This window comes from Streptomyces sp. SYP-A7185, assembly GCF_046103685.1.
Classification (GTDB): domain Bacteria; phylum Actinomycetota; class Actinomycetes; order Streptomycetales; family Streptomycetaceae; genus Streptomyces.
Window position 1 is genome coordinate 6,904,513 of sequence record NZ_CP122310.1, and the last position, 21,798, is coordinate 6,926,310.

General features: G+C 72.9%; 17 protein-coding genes. 16 read left to right on the plus strand and 1 reads right to left on the minus strand.

Annotated elements, in window-relative coordinates; all coding sequences use genetic code 11:
- The first annotated feature begins 9 nt into the window (after window positions 1–9).
- Window positions 10–948: a hypothetical protein gene (locus QBL25_RS30375; RefSeq protein ID WP_409060126.1), complete on the plus strand. Its 939-nt coding sequence runs from the start codon at window positions 10–12 to the stop codon at window positions 946–948.
- A gap of 117 nt (window positions 949–1,065) precedes the next feature.
- Here QBL25_RS30375 and QBL25_RS30380 read toward each other — a convergent pair whose 3' ends face one another.
- Entirely contained in the window at window positions 1,066–1,512 is a 447-nt protein-coding gene (locus QBL25_RS30380) for a DUF3093 domain-containing protein (protein ID WP_409060127.1), read from the minus strand.
- A gap of 58 nt (window positions 1,513–1,570) precedes the next feature.
- On the opposite strand from QBL25_RS30380, the gene QBL25_RS30385 reads away from it, so the two are divergent.
- The 15 genes from QBL25_RS30385 (at window position 1,571) to QBL25_RS30455 (ending at window position 21,795) form a co-directional block, all read left to right on the plus strand.
- Window positions 1,571–2,155, plus strand: coding sequence for a PaaI family thioesterase (locus QBL25_RS30385; RefSeq protein ID WP_409060128.1), 585 nt, complete (start codon window positions 1,571–1,573; stop codon window positions 2,153–2,155).
- Window positions 2,152–2,688 carry a dUTP diphosphatase gene (gene dut, locus QBL25_RS30390; RefSeq protein WP_409060129.1) on the plus strand — a complete coding sequence of 179 codons (537 nt, stop codon included), beginning with the start codon at window positions 2,152–2,154 and terminating at the stop codon, window positions 2,686–2,688. The genes QBL25_RS30385 and dut overlap by 4 nt, the downstream gene beginning before the upstream one ends.
- Window position 2,689: 1 nt before the next feature.
- Window positions 2,690–3,457 (plus strand): DUF3710 domain-containing protein, encoded by a 768-nt coding sequence (locus QBL25_RS30395; protein WP_409060130.1) that lies wholly within the window; start codon window positions 2,690–2,692, stop codon window positions 3,455–3,457.
- Between the two features lie 379 nt (window positions 3,458–3,836).
- Window positions 3,837–3,926, plus strand: a complete 90-nt coding sequence (kdpF, locus tag QBL25_RS30400; protein WP_033264828.1) for a K(+)-transporting ATPase subunit F — start codon at window positions 3,837–3,839, stop codon at window positions 3,924–3,926.
- Between the two features lie 7 nt (window positions 3,927–3,933).
- Complete coding sequence (gene kdpA / locus QBL25_RS30405) at window positions 3,934–5,598, plus strand: potassium-transporting ATPase subunit KdpA (protein ID WP_409060131.1); 1,665 nt, start codon at window positions 3,934–3,936, stop codon at window positions 5,596–5,598.
- Between the two features lie 83 nt (window positions 5,599–5,681).
- The gene (kdpB, locus tag QBL25_RS30410) at window positions 5,682–7,790 is read left to right on the plus strand and encodes a potassium-transporting ATPase subunit KdpB (protein WP_409062826.1); all 2,109 of its coding nucleotides are present in this window, start codon (window positions 5,682–5,684) and stop codon (window positions 7,788–7,790) included.
- A 23-nt stretch (window positions 7,791–7,813) separates the two neighbouring features.
- Window positions 7,814–8,494 carry a potassium-transporting ATPase subunit C gene (locus QBL25_RS30415; protein WP_409060132.1) on the plus strand — a complete coding sequence of 227 codons (681 nt, stop codon included), beginning with the start codon at window positions 7,814–7,816 and terminating at the stop codon, window positions 8,492–8,494.
- Window positions 8,495–8,628: 134 nt separating this feature from the next.
- Complete coding sequence (locus tag QBL25_RS30420) at window positions 8,629–11,961, plus strand: FtsX-like permease family protein (protein WP_409060133.1); 3,333 nt, start codon at window positions 8,629–8,631, stop codon at window positions 11,959–11,961.
- The gene (locus QBL25_RS30425; protein ID WP_409060134.1) at window positions 11,958–14,777 is read left to right on the plus strand and encodes a hypothetical protein; all 2,820 of its coding nucleotides are present in this window, start codon (window positions 11,958–11,960) and stop codon (window positions 14,775–14,777) included. Before QBL25_RS30420 ends, QBL25_RS30425 begins: the two co-directional genes overlap by 4 nt.
- Complete coding sequence (locus tag QBL25_RS30430) at window positions 14,770–15,690, plus strand: ABC transporter ATP-binding protein (protein WP_409060135.1); 921 nt, start codon at window positions 14,770–14,772, stop codon at window positions 15,688–15,690. The genes QBL25_RS30425 and QBL25_RS30430 overlap by 8 nt, the downstream gene beginning before the upstream one ends.
- Window positions 15,691–15,851: 161 nt before the next feature.
- Window positions 15,852–17,078 (plus strand): alginate lyase family protein, encoded by a 1,227-nt coding sequence (locus tag QBL25_RS30435; protein ID WP_409060136.1) that lies wholly within the window; start codon window positions 15,852–15,854, stop codon window positions 17,076–17,078.
- A 78-nt stretch (window positions 17,079–17,156) separates the two neighbouring features.
- Window positions 17,157–17,837, plus strand: a complete 681-nt coding sequence (locus QBL25_RS30440; protein WP_409060137.1) for an ABC transporter ATP-binding protein — start codon at window positions 17,157–17,159, stop codon at window positions 17,835–17,837.
- Window positions 17,838–17,985: 148 nt separating this feature from the next.
- On the plus strand, window positions 17,986–20,532 hold the full coding sequence (locus tag QBL25_RS30445; RefSeq protein WP_409060138.1) for an ATP-binding protein: 2,547 nt from the start codon (window positions 17,986–17,988) through the stop codon (window positions 20,530–20,532).
- 92 nt (window positions 20,533–20,624) lie between these two features.
- Entirely contained in the window at window positions 20,625–21,308 is a 684-nt protein-coding gene (locus QBL25_RS30450) for a response regulator (RefSeq protein WP_351173923.1), read from the plus strand.
- An 88-nt stretch (window positions 21,309–21,396) separates the two neighbouring features.
- Window positions 21,397–21,795, plus strand: a complete 399-nt coding sequence (locus tag QBL25_RS30455) for an OB-fold nucleic acid binding domain-containing protein (RefSeq protein ID WP_409060139.1) — start codon at window positions 21,397–21,399, stop codon at window positions 21,793–21,795.
- Window positions 21,796–21,798 lie beyond the last annotated feature (3 nt).

Below are 21,798 nucleotides of genomic sequence, written 5' to 3' on the forward strand. Positions count from 1 at the left end.
GGGTCGGCCGTGACAGGCTCGACCCCGCCGAGGAAGCGCCGCTTCCGCAAGCGCGGAGCGGACCAGGAAAGCGCCACCCCGGACGGCGTGCGCGACGACGAGCGGGGCTTTTCCCCCACAGGAACGGCCTCGCTCGGACCAGCGGACGCCCTTGATGTGGCACACGACGAGACGGCGGCCGACAAGGCGTCCAGGGCCCCCGGGTCCAAGGGCCGCGTTGCCGCCGTCACGGACGGAGTCAGGGCGGGCGTGCGCAAGAGCGGACGCGGCGCCAAGGCCGGGATCGGCTACCTCGCCGACCGGGTCATCGAGATCGCCCCGAGAGTCCCGGTCCGCGACCTGGCGACTCTCCGCAAGCAGTTCCCGGACCTCGACGCCGAGCAACTCGCGGACAAGCTCATCTTCGGCGCCGCGAACGCGACCTCGACGGTCGGTGCCGGGGTCGGCGCCGCCGCGATGATGCCCGTGCCGCCGGCGATGCCCGCGGAACTGGCCGCCGAGATCACCGGGGTCGCGGCGATCGAGCTGAAGCTCATCGCCGAACTCCACGAGGTCTACGGCCGCCGCCCGGCGGGCAACCTCAAGGAGCGCAGCTCCGCCTACCTCACCGCGTGGACCGAGGAGCGCGGCGTCGACGTGGTGAAACCCGCGTCGATCAACGCGGCGCTCGGCGGCCAGGTGAAGCGCGAGCTGCGCCAGCAGATCATGAAGCGCATGGTGCGCAACCTCCCGAACCTCATGCCCTTCATGGTGGGCGCCGCGGTCGGGGCGGTCATGAACCGCCGGGACACCAAGAAGCTCGCTGAGCGGGTCCGTGCGGACCTGCGGAGGTCCCAGGTGACCTGGGACGCCCTGCCGGAGCTGCCGGCCCTTGAGCAGCCCGTGAAGCCGCTTGACCTGCTGCACCCCACGCGCCCCGGCAGGTCGCGCAAGGAGCTGGGGCGCTGACGCGGCAGGAACCGCGGAAAGACCCCATCAGCGGTCCACCGGCGCAGTTTCCCCGGGAAGCCCCGGAAGCCCCGGAAGCCCCGGAAGCCCCCGGCAGCCCCCCCGGAAAGCCGTTTCCTACGAAGCCCGTACGGCCGTGAGCGCCGCCGCGAGCGCTTCGGGGTGCCGCGTCGACACGTACACGTACGGCGTCGGGTCCTGCGGATCCGTGATCTCGACGCGCAGTGCCGTCGGGATGTAGGCGCGCAGCAGCATGAAGGCGCGCGGGTCGGCCTTGGGACCGCGCCAGGCGCGCGCCCCCTCCGCGTCGAGCACCTCGGGCTCGCCCAGGGCGGAGACCGGGATCTTCGCGTCGCCCGCGACGAGCGAGCCGGCCACCACCCGGATCCGGGGGGAGCCGTACGAGCTGGTGACGACCGCGGCGACCGCCGTCCCGGCGACCAGGCCGCCCAGCAGCGGCAGGGTGCCGAAGGGGAGCATGATCAGCGCCATCGCGACGCCCACCAGGAGCGAGACAAGCCACCAGGACCGGGGCGCCGTCAGGCGTTCTTCGTAAGGCTGCATGGAGGCAAGCTTGGCACGATGAGCTGAGTTGCCGGACTCGCGGGTAAGGTCTGCGCCTGTGAGTGGTACTACAGCAGCTCTGACGCCCCCGGCCGACGCAATAACGCCCGTCCGCCACCCCGACGCGCCCGCCCCCGGCGAGCTCATCGGAGCCCACTACGAGCACTGTTTCGGCTGCGGCGAAGGGCAGGCCCACGGGCTGCACCTCGCGACGCGCGCCGGGGAAGGTGTGGGCGTCACCGCCGAGTTCACCGTCCGGGAGGCCCACCAGGGTGCTCCGGGCCTCGCCCACGGCGGCGTGCTCGCCACGGCGCTCGACGAGACGCTCGGCTCGCTGAACTGGCTGCTGCGGGTGATCGCCGTGACCGGTCGGCTCGAGACCGACTTCGTACGGCCCGTGCCGCTGGGCACCGTGCTCTTCCTCGAGGCCGAGGTGACCGCCGTCGCCGGACGGAAGATCTACTCCCGGGCCACCGGGCGGATCGGCGGCCCCGAGGGGCCCGTCGCCGTCCGTGCCGAGGCCCTGTTCATCGAGGTCAAGGTCGACCACTTCATCGACAACGGCCGCCCGGAGGAGATCCGGGCCGCCATGGACGACCCGGACCAGCGCCGCCGCGCACGTGCCTTCGAGGTGAACCCGTGACCCCCGTATCCCGACCGGAGCTCGACGTGCTGATCCGGCGCGTCGACCCCGAGGTACCGCTGCCGTCGTACGCGCGGCCCGGTGACGCCGGAGCGGATCTGCGGACCACCGAGGCGTGCGAACTCGCCCCCGGGGAGCGGACGGTGCTGCCCACCGGGGTGTCTATCGCGCTGCCGGAGGGGTACGCGGCCTTCGTGCACCCGCGTTCCGGGCTCGCCGCCCGCTGCGGTGTCGCCCTGGTGAATGCCCCAGGGACGGTGGATGCCGGGTACCGTGGAGAGATCAAGGTGATCGTGGTGAATCTCGACCCGCGCGAGCGCGTGCGGTTCGAGCGCTTCGACCGGATTGCCCAACTGGTCGTCCAGCAGGTCGAGAAGGTGCGCTTCCGCGAGGTGGCGGAGCTTCCCGACTCGGCGCGGGCCGAGGGGGGCTTCGGGTCCACCGGCGGCCATGCCGCCGTGGGCACAGGCCCGGGTGACAAAACGGGTGGGAATCGATACGCATCGGTCGTATCTGACCGGGAAGGACAGTGACGTGTTCGGACGTCGCAAGAAGGACAGTGCCGCCGAGGACGCGGCGGGCGAGGCCGAGCAGGTCGTCGAGGACCGTGCCGACAGTGCTGACACGGCCGCGACGTCGTCGCGCGTGAGGCTCGAACCCGAGCCCCGCCCCGACGGTCCCTGGGACGCCTCCGAGGTCCGGGAGCCGGGCGAGGGCCGGGTGGACCTGGGCGGCCTCTTCGTACCGGGTGTCGAGGGCATGGAGCTGCGCGTGGAGGTCGCGGGTGACGCGATCGTCGCCGCCACCGTCGTGCTCCAGGACAGCGCCATCCAGCTCCAGGGCTTCGCCGCCCCCAAGAAGCAGGGCATCTGGGGCGAGGTCCGCGAGGAGATCGCCTCGGGCATCACCCAGCAGGGCGGTGTCATCGACGAGGTCGAGGGCCCCCTCGGCTGGGAGCTGCGCGCGCAGGTGCCGGTGCAGCTGCCGGACGGCACGGGCGGCGTGCAGGTCGTGCGCTTCATCGGTGTCGACGGTCCGCGGTGGTTCCTGCGCGGGGTCATCTCCGGCCAGGGCGCGGTGCAGCCGCAGGCCGCGGGGCTCCTGGAGCAGATCTTCCGGGACACCGTCGTCGTGCGCGGCGAGGGCCCGATGGCTCCCCGTGACCCGATCGTCCTGAAGCTGCCCGACGACGCCCAGATGGTCGCCGAGGGCGCCGTCCAGCAGGAGCAGCAGGAGGGCTCGCGCTTCTCCGGCGGCATGGGCCAGCTCCAGCGCGGACCCGAGATCACCGAGGTGCGCTAGCGCTTCTCGACGTGCCGCGGCGCCCACCCCGGGCGCCCTGGCCGCATGGAACAGGCCGATGGGCCGCACTCCCCGACGGGAGTGCGGCCCATCGGCGTTTTCGCAGGTCGCAGCGGTGGTGTGTACAGCCGGACGGGCAGGTGTGCGGGCAGGTGTACGGCAGGCGCACCGGCAGCCGTAAGAGAGTCGTCAATGGAGAGCCGACGGACGTAAGGGAGCCGTCAACGACGGTCGTTTCCGGCCACGGAGGAGGTTTGCTCAGGACGTCAGATCATTCGCATCTCATCTAGGAGCACACGATGGCCGACGTGGCCTTCGTCGTCACCACGATCGCGGTTTTCGCGCTGGTGGCGTTCATCGCCAAGGGGGTGGCGAAGCTGTGACTGCCGAGAACATCGTCGGTCTCGTCGTGGCCGTCGCCCTGCTGGGCTATCTCGTCCTCGCTCTCGTGTTCCCGGAGAGGTTCTGAGTACGTCATGAGCCCTGTTCTTGCCGGTGTGCTCCAGTTCCTCGCGCTGATCGTGGCGCTCGCTCTGGCATACCGTCCGCTTGGCGACCACATGGCCAAGGTCTACTCCTCCGACCGGCATCTGCGCGTGGAGAAGTGGATCTACAAGGGCATCGGCGCCAACCCCGACGCCGAGATGCGCTGGCCCGCCTATCTGCGCGGAGTGCTGGCCTTCTCCGCGGTGAGCGTGCTGTTCCTCTACCTCTTGCAGCGGCTCCAGGGCTCGCTGCCCGGATCGCTCGGCTTCACGTCGATCGACCCGGACCAGGCCTTCAACACCGCCGCCTCCTTCGTGGCGAACACCAACTGGCAGTCGTACTACGGCGAGCAGGCCATGGGCCACGTCGTGCAGACCGGCGGCCTCGCGGTGCAGAACTTCGTGTCCGCCGCCGTGGGCATCGCCGTCGCGGTGGCCCTGGTGCGCGGCTTCGCCCGGTCGCGGACCGGTGAGCTCGGCAACTTCTGGGCCGACCTGGTGCGCGGCGTCGTCCGTATCCTCATCCCGATCTCGGTGATCGGCGCGATCGTCCTCGTGGCCTGCGGCGCGATCCAGAACTTCGCCGGCATCCACGAGGTCGGCCAGTTCCTGGGCGGCAGCCAGGAGTGGAACGGCGGCGCGGTGGCCTCGCAGGAGGTCATCAAGGAGCTGGGCACCAACGGCGGCGGCTACTTCAACGCCAACTCCGCCCACCCCTTCGAGAATCCGAACGGGCTCTCCAACCTGTTCGAGGTCTTCCTCATCCTGGTGATCCCGTTCGCGATCACCAGGACCTTCGGGCGGATGGTCGGCTCCCTCCGGCAGGGGTACGCGATCCTCGCCACGATGGTGACGATCTGGGTCGGGTTCACCGCCCTGATGATGTGGACGGAGTTCCACCACGGGGCGCCCGCCTTCGACGTCGCGGGCGGCGCGATGGAGGGCAAGGAGACGCGGTTCGGGATAGCGGGCTCGGCGATCTTCTCGGTCGCCACGACCCTGACCTCGACCGGCGCGGTCAACTCCTTCCACTCCTCCAACACCGGCTTCGGCGGCGGACTCGACCTCCTCGGCATGCAGCTGGGCGAGATCGCACCCGGCGGCACGGGCTCGGGCCTGTACGGCATGCTCATCATGGCGGTCATCGCGGTGTTCATCGCCGGTCTCATGGTCGGCCGCACGCCGGAGTACCTCGGCAAGAAGATCGGCACCCGCGAGATCAAGCTGGCGGCCTGCTACATCCTCGTCACCCCCGCCCTGGTGCTCGGCTTCACCGCGGTGTCGATGGCGCTGCCCACGCCCAAGGACTCGATGCTCAACTCCGGGGCCCACGGCTTCTCGGAGATCCTCTACGCCTACACCTCGGGCGCCAACAACAACGGCTCCGCGTTCGCGGGCCTGAGCGCGGACACCAACTGGTTCAACACCACGATCGGCCTCGCGATGCTGCTCGGCCGCTTCCTGCCGATGGTGTTCGTCCTCGCGCTGGCCGGTTCGCTGGCCGAGCAGAAGCCGGTCCCGGAGACCGCCGGCACCCTGCGCACCGAAAAGCCCCTGTTCACCGGATTGCTGGTCGGCACGATCATGATCATCACCGGTCTGACCTACTTCCCCGCCCTTGCCCTGGGGCCGCTCGCCGAAGGGCTCGCGTCATGACCCCCGGCACGCAGACCGGCGCCACGCGGCACACCGGCACCCCGCAGCACACCGACCCGCAGAAGCCAGAGGAGCCCGGCTCCATGTCCACCGCTACCCCCACCCGTGCACCGCACCACGACGTGCCCGGCGGGCACCAGGACGGCGGCGGCCGGGTCGGCGGGGGTCTGTTCGACCCCAAGCAGCTCCTGAAGTCCTTCCCGGACGCCCTGCGGAAGCTCGACCCGCGGGTGATGGTCAAGTCGCCCGTGATGTTCGTGGTGCTCGTCGGCTCGGTGGTCACCACCGTCCTCGCGGTCAAGGACCCGGGGGACTGGTTCGGCTGGGCGATCGCGGTCTGGCTCTGGCTGACCACGATCTTCGCCAACCTGGCGGAGGCGGTGGCCGAGGGCCGCGGCAAGGCGCAGGCGGACACCCTGCGCAAGGCCAAGACCGACACGGTGGCCCGCCGTCTGCACGGCACGGCCGAGGAGCAGGTGCCCGGCACCGAGCTGCGCATCGGCGACCTGGTCGTCTGCGAGGCGGGTGACGTGATCCCCGGCGACGGAGACGTGGTCGAGGGTGTCGCGAGCGTCGACGAGTCGGCGATCACCGGCGAATCGGCCCCGGTCATCCGGGAGTCGGGCGGTGACAGGTCGGCCGTCACCGGCGGCACCAAGGTCCTCTCCGACCGCATCGTCATCAAGATCACGACGAAGCCCGGCGAGACGTTCATCGACCGCATGATCAACCTGGTCGAGGGCGCGGCCCGGCAGAAGACGCCCAACGAGATCGCGCTCAACATCCTGCTCGCGTCCCTCACCATCGTCTTCCTGCTCGCGGTCGTCACGCTCCAGCCGTTCGCCGTGTACGCCGGTGCCGAGCAGTCCATGATCGTCCTCGCCGCCCTCCTGGTCTGCCTGATCCCTACCACCATCGGCGCCCTGCTCTCCGCGATCGGCATCGCGGGCATGGACCGCCTGGTCCAGCGCAACGTCCTGGCGATGTCGGGGCGGGCCGTCGAGGCCGCCGGTGACGTGTCCACGCTGCTGCTGGACAAGACCGGCACCATCACCCTGGGCAACCGGCAGGCCGCCGAGTTCGTGCCGGTGCGCGGGACGACCGAGGCCGAGCTTGCGGACGCCGCCCAGCTCTCCTCGCTGGCCGACGAGACGCCCGAGGGCCGCTCCGTCGTCGTCCTGGCGAAGGAGAAGTACGGGCTGCGCGAGCGGCACCAGGGGGAGCTGGAGGGGGCCGAATGGGTGGCCTTCACCGCGCAGACCCGGATGTCCGGCGTCGACCTCGTCGAGGGTGGCCGCGGGCGCAAGGTCCGCAAGGGCGCGGCCGGTTCGGTCGTCGCCTGGGTCACGGCGAACGGCGGCACCGTCTCCGAGGACGCCCAGGTCCTGACCGACACGATCTCGCAGGCCGGCGGCACACCGCTCCTGGTCGCCGCCGAGGACGAGAAGGGGGCGCGGGTCCTCGGCGTCATCCACCTGAAGGACGTCGTCAAGGAAGGCATGCGGGAGCGCTTCGACGAGCTGCGGCGCATGGGCATCAAGACGGTCATGATCACGGGCGACAACCCGCTGACCGCCAAGGCCATCGCGGACGAGGCGGGCGTGGACGACTTCCTCGCCGAGGCCACGCCCGAGGACAAGATGGCGCTGATCAAGCGGGAGCAGGCCGGCGGCAAGCTCGTCGCGATGACCGGTGACGGCACGAACGACGCACCCGCGCTCGCCCAGGCGGACGTCGGCGTGGCCATGAACACCGGGACCTCGGCCGCCAAGGAGGCCGGGAACATGGTGGACCTGGACTCCAACCCCACCAAGCTCATCGAGATCGTCGAGATCGGCAAGCAACTCCTGATCACCCGGGGCGCCTTGACGACCTTCTCGATCGCCAACGACGTCGCGAAGTACTTCGCGATCATCCCCGCGATGTTCGCCGTGGTCTATCCCGGCCTCGACAAGCTCAACGTCATGAACCTGTCGTCCCCGGAGTCGGCCATCCTCTCGGCCGTCATCTTCAACGCGCTGATCATCGTGGCCCTGGTGCCGCTGGCCCTGAAGGGCGTGCGGTACCGGCCGATGAGCGCGGACCGGATGCTGCGGCGCAACCTCGGCATCTACGGACTCGGCGGTCTCGTCGCCCCGTTCATCGGCATCAAGGTCATCGACCTGATCATCTCCCTCATCCCCGGGCTGTAGTTCCTGAAAGCGTGCTGATCGTCATGAACAACTCCGTTGGAAGCACGGCACGACTGCTGGGCGCCGGCCTGCGGGCCCTGCTCGTGCTGACCGTGATCTGCGGCGTCATCTATCCGCTGGCCGTCACCGGCATCGCCCAGGGCCTCTTCAGCGACAAGGCCAACGGCTCCGAGATCAGGAGCGGGGGCGAGGTCGTCGGCTCCGAGCTCATCGGGCAGCGGTACGACCTGCCGCTGAAGAAGGGCCAGGAGACCGCCGCACCCGATCTGAAGTGGTTCCAGCCCCGGCCGTCCAACGGCCTCGGCTCCAACCAGGACGCGGGGGTGAACACGCGGTACGAGCTGATCCTGTCGGGAGCGACGAACCTGTCCGGTGACAACAAGGACCTGATCGCCGACGTGAAGGCCGCCAAGGCCGCCGTGGTCAAGGACAACTCCACGCCCGGCTTCACGGTCAGGCCGGCGGACGTGCCGGCCGAGGCCGTCACCTCCTCCGGCTCCGGCCTCGACCCGCACATCTCCCCGGCGTACGCGCGGTTGCAGGCACACCGCGTCGCCGAGAAGAACGGCCTCGCCGTGTCGCGGGTCGAGAAGCTGGTCGAGAAGCACACCGATGGACGCATCCTCGGCTTCGTCGGCGAGCCCCGCGTCAACGTCCTCCAGCTCAACGTCGCGCTGAAGGAGCTCGTCGCCGCGCGCGGCTGAACCCCGCCGGACGCAGGTGACACTCCCTCAACTCCCGTGCGGTCCGCGGTGCTTCGGCCTGTCCGGCCGGAGCATTGCGGGCCGCGAGCGCGTCCGTCCATACTGTGCCGGTCACGCGGGGGGAGACCGGTGCGGTGAGCGGACGGCGCGTGCCCGCCGCGGTGCGCGGCGGCCGACACGACGGGATGGTGCTCGGGGCCGCCGGGCTCGCCGTCCTGCTGGCGGCCACCGTCCTCGCGGCCCTCGCCGCGCTGACCGAGCAGGCCGTCGAGGGCGGGGTGCGGCAGCGGCTCGCCGCCGACCGCGAAGCCGTCGTCGAGGTCGCCGGGCGGTACGACGCCGACGGCATCCGGAAGCTGGACCCGGACGTCCGGGCCGCCGTCGGCCGCACCTACGGCGAGGTGCCCCACCACACACGCCTCGCGCTGCGGGCGCCCGCGGCACGCAACGACGAACTCACCGTGACCGAGGCCGGGGGCCGCCGCCGCGAGGACGCCACCGTGTCCGTGGTCGCGCTCGAAGGGGCGCGGGCCCACGCCGCTCTCAGCGCGGGACGGTGGCCGCGCGCGGGCCGCGGCGGTCCGGCGGACGCCCCCGTGGAGACCGTGCTGACCAGGGCGTACGCCGCCGAACTCGCGGTGAGGACCGGCGACGAGCTGAGCGTGCGCGGCGCCGGTGGCCGGCCCCTGCGGCTGCGGGTCGTCGGGCTCTACGGGACCGAGGGGCGCGGCCCCGCGCTGTGGGCGGGCCTGAGCAGCACGTTCGGGACGCCCGACTCCATCGCGCTCGTGCCGCGCGGGGCGTTCACCGCGCGGCCGGGGCTCGCCGGGGACGCGGGCGCGCTCTGGCTCGGCGTGCCCGATGCGCGGGGCCTTCGGCTCGCCGACATCGAGCCGCTCGCGGAGCGGGCCCGGAGGTTCGGCGGGAGCGACACCGCGCTGTCGGTGCACCGGGGCAAGGAACGCGCGACCGAGCTGACCGTCTCCGCGGGGCTGCGCAGGGCCCTTGACCGGCTCACCACTCCCATCGCCGTGGCCCGCGCCGGGCTCTACGTCCCCGCCACGCTGCTCGCCGCCCTCGCGGTCGCCGCCCTGGTGCTCACCGGGCGCAGGCTCGCCGAACACCGGCGCCCGGAGCTGGCGTTGCTGGCCGCGCGGGGTGCGGGAACGCGGCGGCTCGTGCTGTCGACCGGCGTGCAGTGGGCGGTGGTCGCCCTGCCGGTGGGTGTCGCCGCGCCCTGCCTCGCGGGGCCGCTGCTGCGGGTGCTGGAAGGGGCGGGGGTGCTGCACGGCGGGGTGCCGGACGCGGTGGGGACGGGCGCCGCGTGGGCGGGCTCGGCCTTCGCGGTCGTGGTGCACGGCTGCGCGGTGCTGGTGCCCACGGTGCGGGTGGTGCGGGACCGCCGTGCGGTGAGCAGGCTTCGGCTGCGGGTGGGGCGGTTCGCCGGGGCGCAGCGGGTCGGGGCCGACGTGGTGCTGGGGGCGGTGGCCGTCCTGGGCTGGCTGCAACTGCGTCAGTACCGGTCGCCGGTGACGGGGGACGGCGTCGACCCCGTGCTCGTCTTCGCGCCCGTGGTGATGACCACCGCCGCCGCGCTCCTCCTCCTGCGTCTGCTGCCCCTGCTGACGCGGGCCGTCGAACCACTCGCCCGGCGGGGCAGCGGGCTCGTGCTGCCGCTCGGCGGCTGGCAGATCGCGCGCCGCGCGGCACGGCACGCCGGGCCCGCCCTGGTGGTGACGCTCGCCCTGGCCGTCGCGGCCCTGAGCAGCACCGCCCTGGCCATCCTGGACCGGGGCGACCGGGACCAGGCGGCCTTCCAGGTGGGCGCCGACTTGCGGATCGAGCCCGGCGAGAGCGTGCCGCCCGGGGCGCGGCGCGCGACGTTCGGTGCGCTGCCCGGGGTGGAAGCGGTGACGCCGGTGGTGGTGACGGAGGGGTACATCGGGCAGGACGCGGTGGCCGTGACGGGGATCCACACCGGGCGCGGCCCGGTACCTTCCCTGCGCCGGGACCTCGCGGACCGGCCGCTGCGGGAACTGGCCGAGCCGCTGGGCAAGGGCACCCCGCCGTACGGGCTGCCCGTCGCCGGGGGGCGGCCGGTGCGGGAACTTCCCCTGCGGGTGCGGCTGTCGGCGGACGGGCCCGGTCGTCCGCTTCCGGTCCGGCTCACGGTCTTCTTCGGTGACGAGGACGGCCTGGTGCACTCCAGTGCGGTGCGCCTCCGGGCGGACAGGGGCGGAGGGAAGCCGGGGAAGCCTCAGAAGGTGGGGAAACCGGGGAAGCCGGAGAAGGCCGTGAAGGCCGGGAAGGTGCGGACCCTCCCGCTGAAGGTGCCGGTCCGCAGCGGTGGCGTGCGGATCCTCCAGATCGACCTGAGCATGACGGGCGAGACGGTGCGGCGCACCTACCGGCTCCGCGTCGACCGGGTGCCGGGGCTCACGCGGGACGCCGACTGGCACGACCTGCGCGAGGACACCCCGGACCGGTACGCGGCGGGGTGCCCCGGGGCCGAGCGGCCGCGGGGCGCGGTCGGGGAGTCACCGGGTCCCGTGCTGTGCGCGGACCGGCGGGGTACGGGCGCGGGGGCGCTGCTCGACGCGGTGCTCCGGGGGCCCGACACGCGGCTCAAGTACCCGACGTGGAACGTCCGCCTCGGCACGGACCGGGCCAAGGGGCGCCCGGCGGCGCCCGCGCTCGCCGATCGTGCGCTGCTCGACTCCGGGGCGGTGCGCGTGGGGGACGTCGTGACGGTGCGGCGTAGCACGGGCGGCAGCGCGCGGCTGCGGATCACCGGGCGGATCGCGGCGGTCCCGGGCGTCGCGCGCGACCGGCCCGGACTCCTCGCGGACTCACGGGCGGTGGCGGCACAGCTGGTGCTGAGCGGGGCGCTGCCGGGGACGGAGAGCATGTGGTGGGCGGGGGCCGTACGGGGTGATGCCACCGCGGCACGGCAGGCGGTGCGGGACCGGCCCCGGCTCGGCACCGCGACGGACGTGCCGCACGCGCGCGTGGCGCTCGCCGAGGACCCCCTGCGGCGCGGCGCCCGCGGTGGCCTGTGGCTCTGCCTCGTCCTCGCCCCGGCGTTCGCCGTCATCGCCTTCACGCTGCACGCGGTGCTCTCGGCGCGGTCCAGGGAGCGGGAGTTCGCGCTGCTGCGGGCGCTGGGGGTACGGCGGAGGCAGCTCACGGCGTACCTGTGGACGGAGCAGCTGGCCCTCGCGGGGGTGGCGGCGGTCCTGGGCACGGCGCTCGGGACCGGACTCGCAGCCCTGATCATGCCGGTGGTGACCGTGGACGCGACGGGCGCCCCGGTGTTCCCCGGCCTGCTCACCGAGGTGCCCTGGGTGCGGGTGTGGTCGGTGGCGGGCGGGGTGACGCTGGGGATCTGCGGGGTGGTGGGCGCGGTGGCCCGGATGCTGGCGCGGGTGGATCTGGGGCGGGTGCTGCGGGTGGGGGAGGAGGGGTGAGGGCTGATCGCGCGGGCCGAATCGCGGGGGCTCTCCGGAAGGCGCGGGGGCGCGGGGAGTGGGTGCCGGGCGCGATCCTCGCCCTCCTTGTGGTGGTGCTCGTCGGGGTGGGAGTGGGCGGACAAGGCGTGCTCGACCGCGTGTCGGGAGCTGCGCTGGCCTCGCGCCTGGAGCGGGTGCAGCGTGACGCGCCCGGGGTCACGCACCGGGTGCGGTTCGGGCCCGAAGCGGAGACCGGCGCCGCGAGGGAATCGCTGGGGAGCGTCCTGCGGCGGTTCTCCGTCGTCGTGGAGAACGCCGCGCCCGCGGCCCTGCGCGGGCACCTCGTGCGGGACTCCACACGGATCGTGCTGCCCACGGTCCGTACGGGGGACGGCACCACGCTCTCCTTGGTCCACGCGTCCGACGCCCCGCCCCCTGCCGCGTACGCCGAAGGACGGCCCCCCGCCGCCCGCGGACGCACCGTGGAGATCGCCCTCTCCACCCGCACCCGGGACGCCCTGAAGCTCCGCCTCGGGCAGGAACTCCGGCTCGGGCCCGGCGCGTTGGAGAACGTGCACGCCTCCGCGCGCGTGGTGGGTTTCTACGCCGCCGACGGCGACCGGCGGCTCTGGCGCGAGCAGCCCCTGCTCGCCGGCCCGGCGCGGGACCCCGGGGAGGGGGAGCGCGGCGGTAGGCGGTACGCCGGCGCCCTCCTCGCGCCGCGCGGCGCGCAAGTGCTCCAGACCCAGGCGAACGTCGAGCTCACCGTGGTCTGGAGCATGCGCCTCGACCCCGGCGACACCGCCGCCCGCCTCGTCGGCGACCAGGGGCAGCGGGACTTCGAACGCCTCATGCTCCGCTACCCGCAGTCCGTGCGGAGCGTCACCTGCGAGCTGGGGATGGCCGCTCAGAGCATGCCCTGCGCCCTGGGTCCGCACCCCGCCACGGAGATGGAGAGCGCCACCGAACTCCCGGACGCCCTGGACGAGTTCCAGGGCCAGTGGCGGCAGGGCAGTGTCGTGATCTCCTTCGCGCTCGCCACGGTGACCGTCGCCGGGTGCGCCGCCGTCACCGTCGCGGCGCTGCTCTCCGTGCGCCGCAGGCTCGCCGTCCACCGGCTGCAACGCGCGCGGGGTGCGTCGGCGTCCGGGATCGCCCTGGGCCGCGCCGCGTGGACCGCGCCGGCCGTGCTGCTCGGGTACGCGGGCGGCTGCGCGCTCGCCTGGCTGCTGCCGGGCGCTTCGGCCGCGTACGGGCGGGGGCTGCTCATCGCCGTGGGGACCTGGCTGGTGCTGCCCGCGCTGACCTGGTGGGCCGTGCGGGACCGGGCGCTGTGGCGGGACGCGGGGGCGGGCGGCGGCCGGCGTGCCGTCGCCGAGGCGGGCGTGCTGGTGCTCGCCACGGCGGGCGTCTTCGCGCTGCGGGCCCGGGGGACCTCCGGGAGCGCGGGCGGCGATCCCCTGCTCGCCGCCGTTCCCGTCCTCCTCGGGCTCGCCACGGTCGTCGTCCTGGTGCGCCTCTACCCCGTGCCGGTCCGCCTCGCCGCGCGCTGGGCCGCCCGGGGGCGCGGAGCCGTGGCGCTCGTCGCGCTCTCCCGCGCCGCCAAGGAGGCTCCCGCCCGGGCCCTCGCGCTGCTCGTCCTGGTGGTGACGCTGGCCGGTGCCGTCTTCGGCGGCCTGGTCGCCGGGACGCTGACGGAGGGGCGGCGGGATGCCGCCGCCTGGCGGGTGGGCGCCGACGCCTCGTTCCTCGGGGCGGGCCGCGACCCGGACACCGCGGGGCGCCTGGCACGCGCGCGTGGCGTGGAGCGGAGCGTGGCGGTACGGCAGGTGCGGGTCGACCCGGTCAGCGGTAGGGACGGCGGGCGGTACGGGGTCGCGAGCCTGGTGGGCGTCGACGGCACGGAACTGCTCTCCGCCGACGGGGGTTCGGCGGCGGCCCGCGCGCTGCGGCACGCAGGCCTCGCGAAGCCCGGAAAGCCCGGGAAGCCCGGAAAGCTAGGGAAGCCCGGGGAGAACGACGGCGACGGCGACCGCGACCGGGAGATCCGGGTGCTCGCCGACGACGCCCGCGCGGGGGAGCTGCTGACCATCACCCTGCACGGCGAGCAGTGGCCCCTGCGTGTCGTGGGCGCCCTGCCCGACGCCGTGCGCGGCGATCCCGCGCTCGGCCCCGTGCGCGCCGCCGACGAGGGCAAGGACCGCCTTTTGCTTGCCGACAACCGCGACCTCGCGGCCTTCGACGCGGACGAGTTCGAGGAGTCCGCGCTGCTCCTCTACGGGCCGCGCCTCGACGTCACCGAACTGCGCTCCGTCGTCCCGCGCACCGCGCCGGGCGCCGCCACCGGAGAGCTGCGGATCCGCGCCGAGGAGCAGGCCGACGCCGACGAGGACGGACTGGTCGCCGCGCTGACCGCCGCGCACACCGCCTGCACCGCCCTGGCCGTGCTCCTGGCCCTGCTCGCCCTGGTGCTCGAACTCCTGCTCTCCGCCCCCGCGCGCGGTGTCACCGCGGCCCGGCTGCGCACGCTGGGGCTCGGCGGCCGGGCCACCGCGGGGCTGCACCTGCTCCAGCTGCTGCCCCTGGCCCTCGCGGCCGTGATCGGCGGCGTCACGCTGGGGCTGACCCTGCCGGGGCTGCTCGGACCCGCCCTCGACCTGCGGGAGTTCACCGGCGGGCCCGCCGCGCCCGCCCTGCGGACCGACACCGCGTTCACCGCGGCCCTGGCCGCCGGAACCGTCGCCCTGATGGCCGTCGCGGTGGCCGTGGAGACCTGGCTCGGGCGGCGCAGGGGCCTGGGAGCCGTGCTGCGACTGGGGAGGAACGATGACTGAACTGGCCGATCTGGAGGCCCGCGCGACCGCCGCGCGGCGCCCCGCCGGGGACGAGGGGCTCATCGTCTGCGACAACCTCGTCCGCGTCCATCGCACCGACAAGGTGGAGGTGCAGGCCCTCCAGGGGCTCGACCTGGTGGTCGGGGACGGGGAGTGCGTGGCCCTCGTGGGCGCGTCGGGCTCCGGCAAGTCCACCCTTCTGTCGATCCTCTCGGGGCTCGATCTGCCGACCGCGGGCCGGGCCAGGGTCGCCGGGCACGACCTGCTCTCCATGGGGCGCCGCGAACGCCTCGGCTACCGCAGGAAGACCGTCGGCTTCGTGTGGCAGCAGACCGGCGGCAATCTGCTGCCCTACCTCACCGCCGCCGAGAACGTGGCGCTGCCGATGACGTACGCGCGCGTGCCCCGGCGCGAGCGCGCGGCACGGGCCGCCGAACTGCTCGGCGTGCTCGGCATCGCGTACTGCCGCGACCGGCGCCCCGCCGAACTGTCCGGCGGCGAACAGCAGCGCGTCGCCGTGGCGGTCGCCACCGCCAACGCCCCGCGCGTGCTGCTCGCCGACGAGCCCACCGGGGAGCTGGACACGGCCGGCGGCGAGGAGGTGTTCGCCGCCCTGCGCCGCGCCAACGAGGAACTCGGCGCGACCGTCCTGGTCGTCACGCACGACCCGCTGGTCTCCGGGCAGGTGCGCCGCACGGTGCGCATCCGGGACGGCCGCACGTCGACGGAGACGCTGCGGGAACAGGGCGGGGCCGGGGAGGAGTTCACGGTTCTGGACCGGGCGGGACGGCTCCAGCTGCCCCGCGACTACGTGGAGCGCTACGGGCTCGGCGGTCGCGTACGGCTCACGGAGGAGCCCGACCACATCGGTGTCTGGGGCGAGAGGCCGGATTCACCGCCGCCCACCCCCTGAGCAGCGGCGCGGGCTCCCCACCGCACGGAAGCCCCGAACACGTGCAGGACACCGCCGACTTCACACCTTGACGGAAGTCTGGTCCGTACCTATGGTCTCGGGCCAACACGCATGTTCAGAAAGGCACTTGAAGTTCACATACAAGAATGGATGGCCTTCGCATGGCTCACACCCCCACACTCGTGCGCCACCACCGCAGATCCCGCAGGACCGTCGTCGCCACCCTCGTCTCCGCGGTGACCGCCCTGGTCGCCGCCCTCCTCGCCTGGCCCGGCGCCGAACGCGCCGACGCCGCGCCCGGCACCTTCGCGCACCCGGGAGTCACCGTCTCCCGCGGGCAGCTGGACTTCGCCCGGGAGAAGGTCAACGCCGGCGCCCAGCCCTGGAAGGGCGCGTACGACCAGATGATGGGGAGCAAGTACGCCTCCCTGTCGCGCACGCCCAAGCCCCGCGCGGTCGTCGAGTGCGGCTCCTACTCGGACCCCAACTACGGCTGCACGGACGAGCGCGAGGATGCCATAGCCGCGTACACCACGGCCCTGGCCTGGTACATCACCCGTGACGAGCGCTACGCCAAGAAGTCCATCGAGCTGATGGACGCCTGGTCCGGCACGATCAAGGACCACACCAACAGCAACGCCCCCCTCCAGACCGGCTGGGCGGGCTCGTCCTGGCCCAGGGCCGCCGAGATCATCAAGCACACGTACACCGGCGGCTGGAGCAACTCGGGCCGCTTCGCCACGATGCTGCGCACCGTCTACCTGCCCGAGATCATCAACGGCTCCCACTCGAACGGCAATTGGGAGCTGTCGATGATGGAGGCCGCCATCGGCATCTCCGTCTTCCTGGAGGACAAGGGGTCGTACGACAAGGCGATGGCGAAGTTCCGCACCCGCACCGCCGCGTACGTCTACCTCGCCTCCGACGGTGAGCTGCCGAAGACCGTGCCCGGCCAGAACCTGGACACCCGGGCGAAGATCGTCAAGTACTGGCAGGGACAGGGCACCTTCACCACCGGGCTCACCCAGGAGACCTGCCGCGACTTCACCCACACCGGATACGGACTCTCCGCGATCTCCCACGTCGCCGAGACCAGCCGCATCCAGGGCGAGGACCTCTACCGTACGGACGTCGGCGAGCGGCTGCGCCAGGGCCTCGGCTTCCAGGCCAGGTACGAGCTGGGCGAGGCCCCGCCGAGCTCCCTGTGCGGCGGTTCGGTCCACCGCGGCCTCGGGCCCGTCACCGAGGTCGGCTACAACGCCCTCCACGGCCGCCTCGGCCACGCCATGAGCAACACCCAGAAGCTCACCGAGAGGAACCGCCCGGCGGGCTCCAACAACCTGTTCGTCGCCTGGGAGACCCTGACCCACGCGGACAACCCCGCCTGAGCGCGGCCTTGTCGGGCCGGACGCGCGGTGACCATACTGACGACGTCCGGCCCAGCAGGACCGTACGGGGGAGCGGGCATGACCGAGAGCGCGGTCGTCGTCGAGGGCCTGCACCGGACCTACGGCAGCGGCGCCTTCGCCGTGCACGCCCTGCGCGGAGTCTCCTGCACCGTCCCGCGCGGCGAGCTGGTCGCCCTGAAGGGGCGCTCCGGCTCTGGCAAGACCACCCTGCTCAACCTCGTCGGCGGGCTCGACACCCCGGACGCCGGAAAGATCACCGTGGCGGGGCTGGAACTCGCGGGGCTCGGCGAGGACGGCCTCCTGGAGCTGCGCCGCGACCACATCGGCTTCATCTTCCAGTCCTTCGGCCTCCTGCCCATCCTGACCGCCGCGGAGAACGTCGGCGTCCCGCTGCGGCTGCGCAGGACCGACCCCCGCGAGCGGGAGGAGCGCGTCGCCCTGCTGCTCGCCCTGGTGGGCCTCGCCGACCATGCCGAGCAGCGGCCCGGCGAGCTCTCCGGAGGCCAGCAGCAGCGGGTGGCGATCGCCCGGGCGCTGGCCAACAGGCCCGCCCTGCTCATCGCGGACGAACCCACCGGCCAGCTGGACGCCGAGACCGGGCACGCCGTGATGGAGCTGCTGCGCGCCGTCGTCCGCGGCGAGGGCGTCACCGCCCTGGTCGCCACGCACGACGCGGCGCTGCTCGACCTCGCCGACCGGGTCCTGGAGCTGCGCGACGGCGAGATCGTCGAGCACTGACGCGGCACGACGCTGCAAGGTGGCCCCGCGACCGACATCAGGGTTGCGTCAAAGACCGCCCTCGGGCGCCCCTACGTCCCTTTCGGGGGAATTGTTGGCCGTAAGGTCGACGCTGCGTACAGAGCAGTTTCGGGAAGACAATGGGGCCATGGCACGCGGCAAGCTTCGGATATACCTCGGTTCGGCACCGGGCGTCGGCAAGACGTACGCGATGCTGTCCGAGGCGCACCGCCGCATCGAGCGCGGCACCGACTGCGTCGTGGCCTTCGTGGAGCACCACGGCAGGCCGCGCACCGAGGTGATGCTGCACGGCCTGGAGCAGGTGCCCCGCAAGGACCTGGACTACCGCGGCACCCTTTTCACCGAGATGGACGTGGACGCCGTCCTGGAGCGCGCGCCCGCCGTCGCCCTGGTGGACGAACTGGCGCACACGAACGTCCCCGGCTCGCGCAACGCCAAGCGCTGGCAGGACGTCGAGGAGCTGCTCGGCGCGGGCATCGACGTCGTGTCGACCGTGAACATCCAGCACCTGGAGTCACTGGGCGACGTCGTCGAGTCGATCACCGGCGTACGCCAGCGCGAGACCGTGCCGGACGAGGTGGTGCGGCGCGCGGACCAGATCGAGCTCGTCGACATGTCGCCCCAGGCGCTGCGCCGCCGCATGGCCCACGGCAACATCTACAAGCCCGACCGGGTCGACGCGGCCCTGTCGAACTACTTCAGACCCGGCAACCTCACCGCCCTGCGCGAGCTCGCGCTGCTCTGGGTCGCCGACCGCGTGGACGAGTACCTCCAGCAGTACCGCGGCGAGCACGACATCCGCTCCACCTGGCAGGCCCGCGAACGCATCGCCGTCGGCCTCACCGGCGGCCCCGAGGGCCGCACCCTGATCCGCCGCGCCTCCCGGATGGCCGCCAAGGGCTCCGGCAGCGAGATCCTCGCCGTCTACATAGCCCGCAGCGACGGCCTGACCGCGGCCTCGCCCAAGGAGCTCGCGGTCCAGCGCACCCTCGTCGAGGACCTGGGCGGCACCTTCCACCACGTCATCGGCGACGACATACCGGCCGCGCTGCTCGACTTCGCCCGGGGCGTCAACGCCACCCAGATCGTCCTCGGCTCCTCGCGCCGCAAGACCTGGCAGTACATCTTCGGCCCCGGCGTCGGCGCGACGGTGGCCCGTGACTCGGGCCCCGACCTGGACGTCCACATCGTCACGCACGACGAGGTCGCCAAGGGGCGCGGCCTGCCCGTGGCGCGCGGGGCCCGGCTCGGCCGTTCCCGGAGCATCTGGGGCTGGCTGGTGGGCGTGGCAGGCCCGGCCCTCCTGACGCTGCTCCTCACCCACGTCGACGCGGACCTCGGCCTGGCCAACGACATGCTCCTGTTCCTCACGCTCACCGTCGCCGCCGCGCTGCTCGGCGGTCTCCTGCCGGCCCTGGCGTCGGCGGCGTTCGGATCGCTGCTCCTCAACTACTACTTCACGCCGCCCCTGCACCTGTGGACGATCTCCGACTCCAAGAACATCGTCGCGATCATCGTCTTCGTGGGCGTCGCGATCTCCGTCGCGTCGGTCGTGGACCTCGCTGCCCGCCGCACCCATCAGGCGGCCAGGCTGCGTGCCGAGTCGGAGATACTGTCCTTCCTCGCGGGCAGCGTGCTGCGCGGCGAGACCTCCCTGGACGCCCTCCTCGAACGCGTGCGCGAGACTTTCAGCATGGACTCGGTGGCCCTCCTGGAGCGCGCGAGCGACGTCGCGCCCTGGACCTGCGCGGGCCGCGTCGGCGAGGGCCGCATGCTCGACCGCCCCGAGGACGCCGACGTGGACATGCCGGTGGGCGACCACATGGCGCTCGCCCTGTCCGGCCGGGTGCTGCCCGCCGAGGACCGCCGGGTGCTCGCCGCGTTCGCCGCGCAGGCCGCGGTGGTCCTGGACCGCCAGCGGCTGCGCGACGAGGCCCAGCAGGCCCGCACCCTCGCCGAGGGCAACCGCATCCGCACCGCGCTGCTCGCCGCCGTCAGCCACGACCTGCGTACGCCCCTGGCGGGCATCAAGGCCGCCGTGTCGTCCCTGCGCTCGGACGACGTGGCCTGGTCCGAGGAGGACCAGGCCGAGCTCCTGGAAGGCATCGAGGACGGCGCCGACCGCCTGGACCACCTGGTCGGCAACCTCCTGGACATGTCCCGCCTCCAGACCGGCACGGTCACCCCGCTGATCCGCGCGATCGACCTCGACGAGGTCGTCCCGATGGCGCTCGGCGGCGTCCCCGACGGCAGCGCCGACCTCGACATCCCCGAGACGCTGCCCATGGTCTCCGTCGACAAGGGCCTCCTGGAGCGCGCGGTCGCCAACATCGTCGAGAACGCGGTCAAGTACAGCCTCGACGCCGAGCCGGTCCTGGTCTCCGCGAGCACGCTCGGCGACCGCGTGGAGCTGCGCGTCGTGGACCGCGGCCCCGGTGTCCCCGATGCCGCCAAGGACCGCATCTTCGAGCCCTTCCAGCGCTACGGCGACGCCCCGCGCGGCGCCGGCGTCGGCCTGGGCCTCGCGGTCGCCCGCGGCTTCGTGGAGTCCATGGGCGGCACGCTGGAGGCCGAGGACACCCCCGGCGGCGGTCTCACCATGGTCCTGACCCTGCGGGCGGCGGAGGGCGGACCGCAGGCCCTGCCGGACCTCTCCGCCCAGGCCATGTCATGACCGCCCCCGCCGGCGAGAGCACCGGCACCCCCGCCGGCGCGGCCCCGGACAAGGCCGCCGACAAGACCCACAAGCCCGAAAGGCAGGTACGGATGACCCGGGTGCTCGTGGTCGACGACGAGCCGCAGATCGTACGCGCCCTCGTGATCAACCTGAAGGCGCGCAAGTACGAGGTGGACGCGGCACCGGACGGGGCCACCGCGCTCCAGCTCGCCGCCGCTCGTCATCCCGACGTGATCGTGCTCGACCTCGGCCTGCCCGACATGGACGGGGTCGAGGTCATCAGGGGCCTGCGCGGCTGGACGCGCGTCCCGATCCTGGTGCTCTCCGCGCGGCACAGCTCGGACGAGAAGGTCGAGGCGCTCGACGCGGGCGCCGACGACTACGTCACCAAGCCCTTCGGCATGGACGAGCTGCTTGCCCGGCTGCGGGCCTCCATCCGCAGGGCCGAGCCCACCGGAGCGGGCGAGGACGACGTGATGGTGGACACGGAGGACTTCACGGTCGACCTGGCCGCCAAGAAGGTCAACCGCGACGGCCGTGACGTACGCCTGACGCCCACCGAGTGGCACCTCCTCGAAGTCCTGGTGCGCAACACCGGGCGGCTGGTCAGCCAGAAGCAGCTGCTCCAGGAGGTGTGGGGCCCTTCGTACGGGACGGAGACGAACTACCTGCGCGTCTACATGGCCCAGCTGCGCCGCAAGCTGGAGGCGGACCCCGCGCATCCGCGGCACTTCATCACCGAGCCGGGAATGGGTTACAGGTTCGAGCGATGAGTCAAGGGTCAAACCGTGCTGAGCGGGCATAGGCACACATGAGCGCACCCATTGCGGCGCTGTCGGCGACCCCCGGTACGCTTCCTGTATGAGTGCTGTTCCAGGTTCCGAGAAGCCGGCAGGCCGTTTCCGGCGCATGCTCGACCGGCTGTCCTCCTCCCAGGGGGATCTGGAGTCGGAAGAGCTGCGCGAGGACGCCGAGACGGCTGGATGCACCCGTATCGGAGACTGCCACGACCGCCAGATAGTCACGGTTACTGGTACCTTGCGCACGGTCACCCTGCGACCACGCGCCGGCGTCCCCGCCCTGGAGGCGGAGCTGTTCGACGGTTCCGCGGCTCTGGACGTGGTGTGGCTCGGCAGGCGCTCCATCGTGGGGATAGAGCCGGGGCGCAGGCTGATCGCGTCCGGCCGGGTCTCGATGAGCCGGGGCCGCCGGGTGCTCTTCAACCCGAAGTACGAACTCAGACCCCTCGGACGGGAGTAGCCG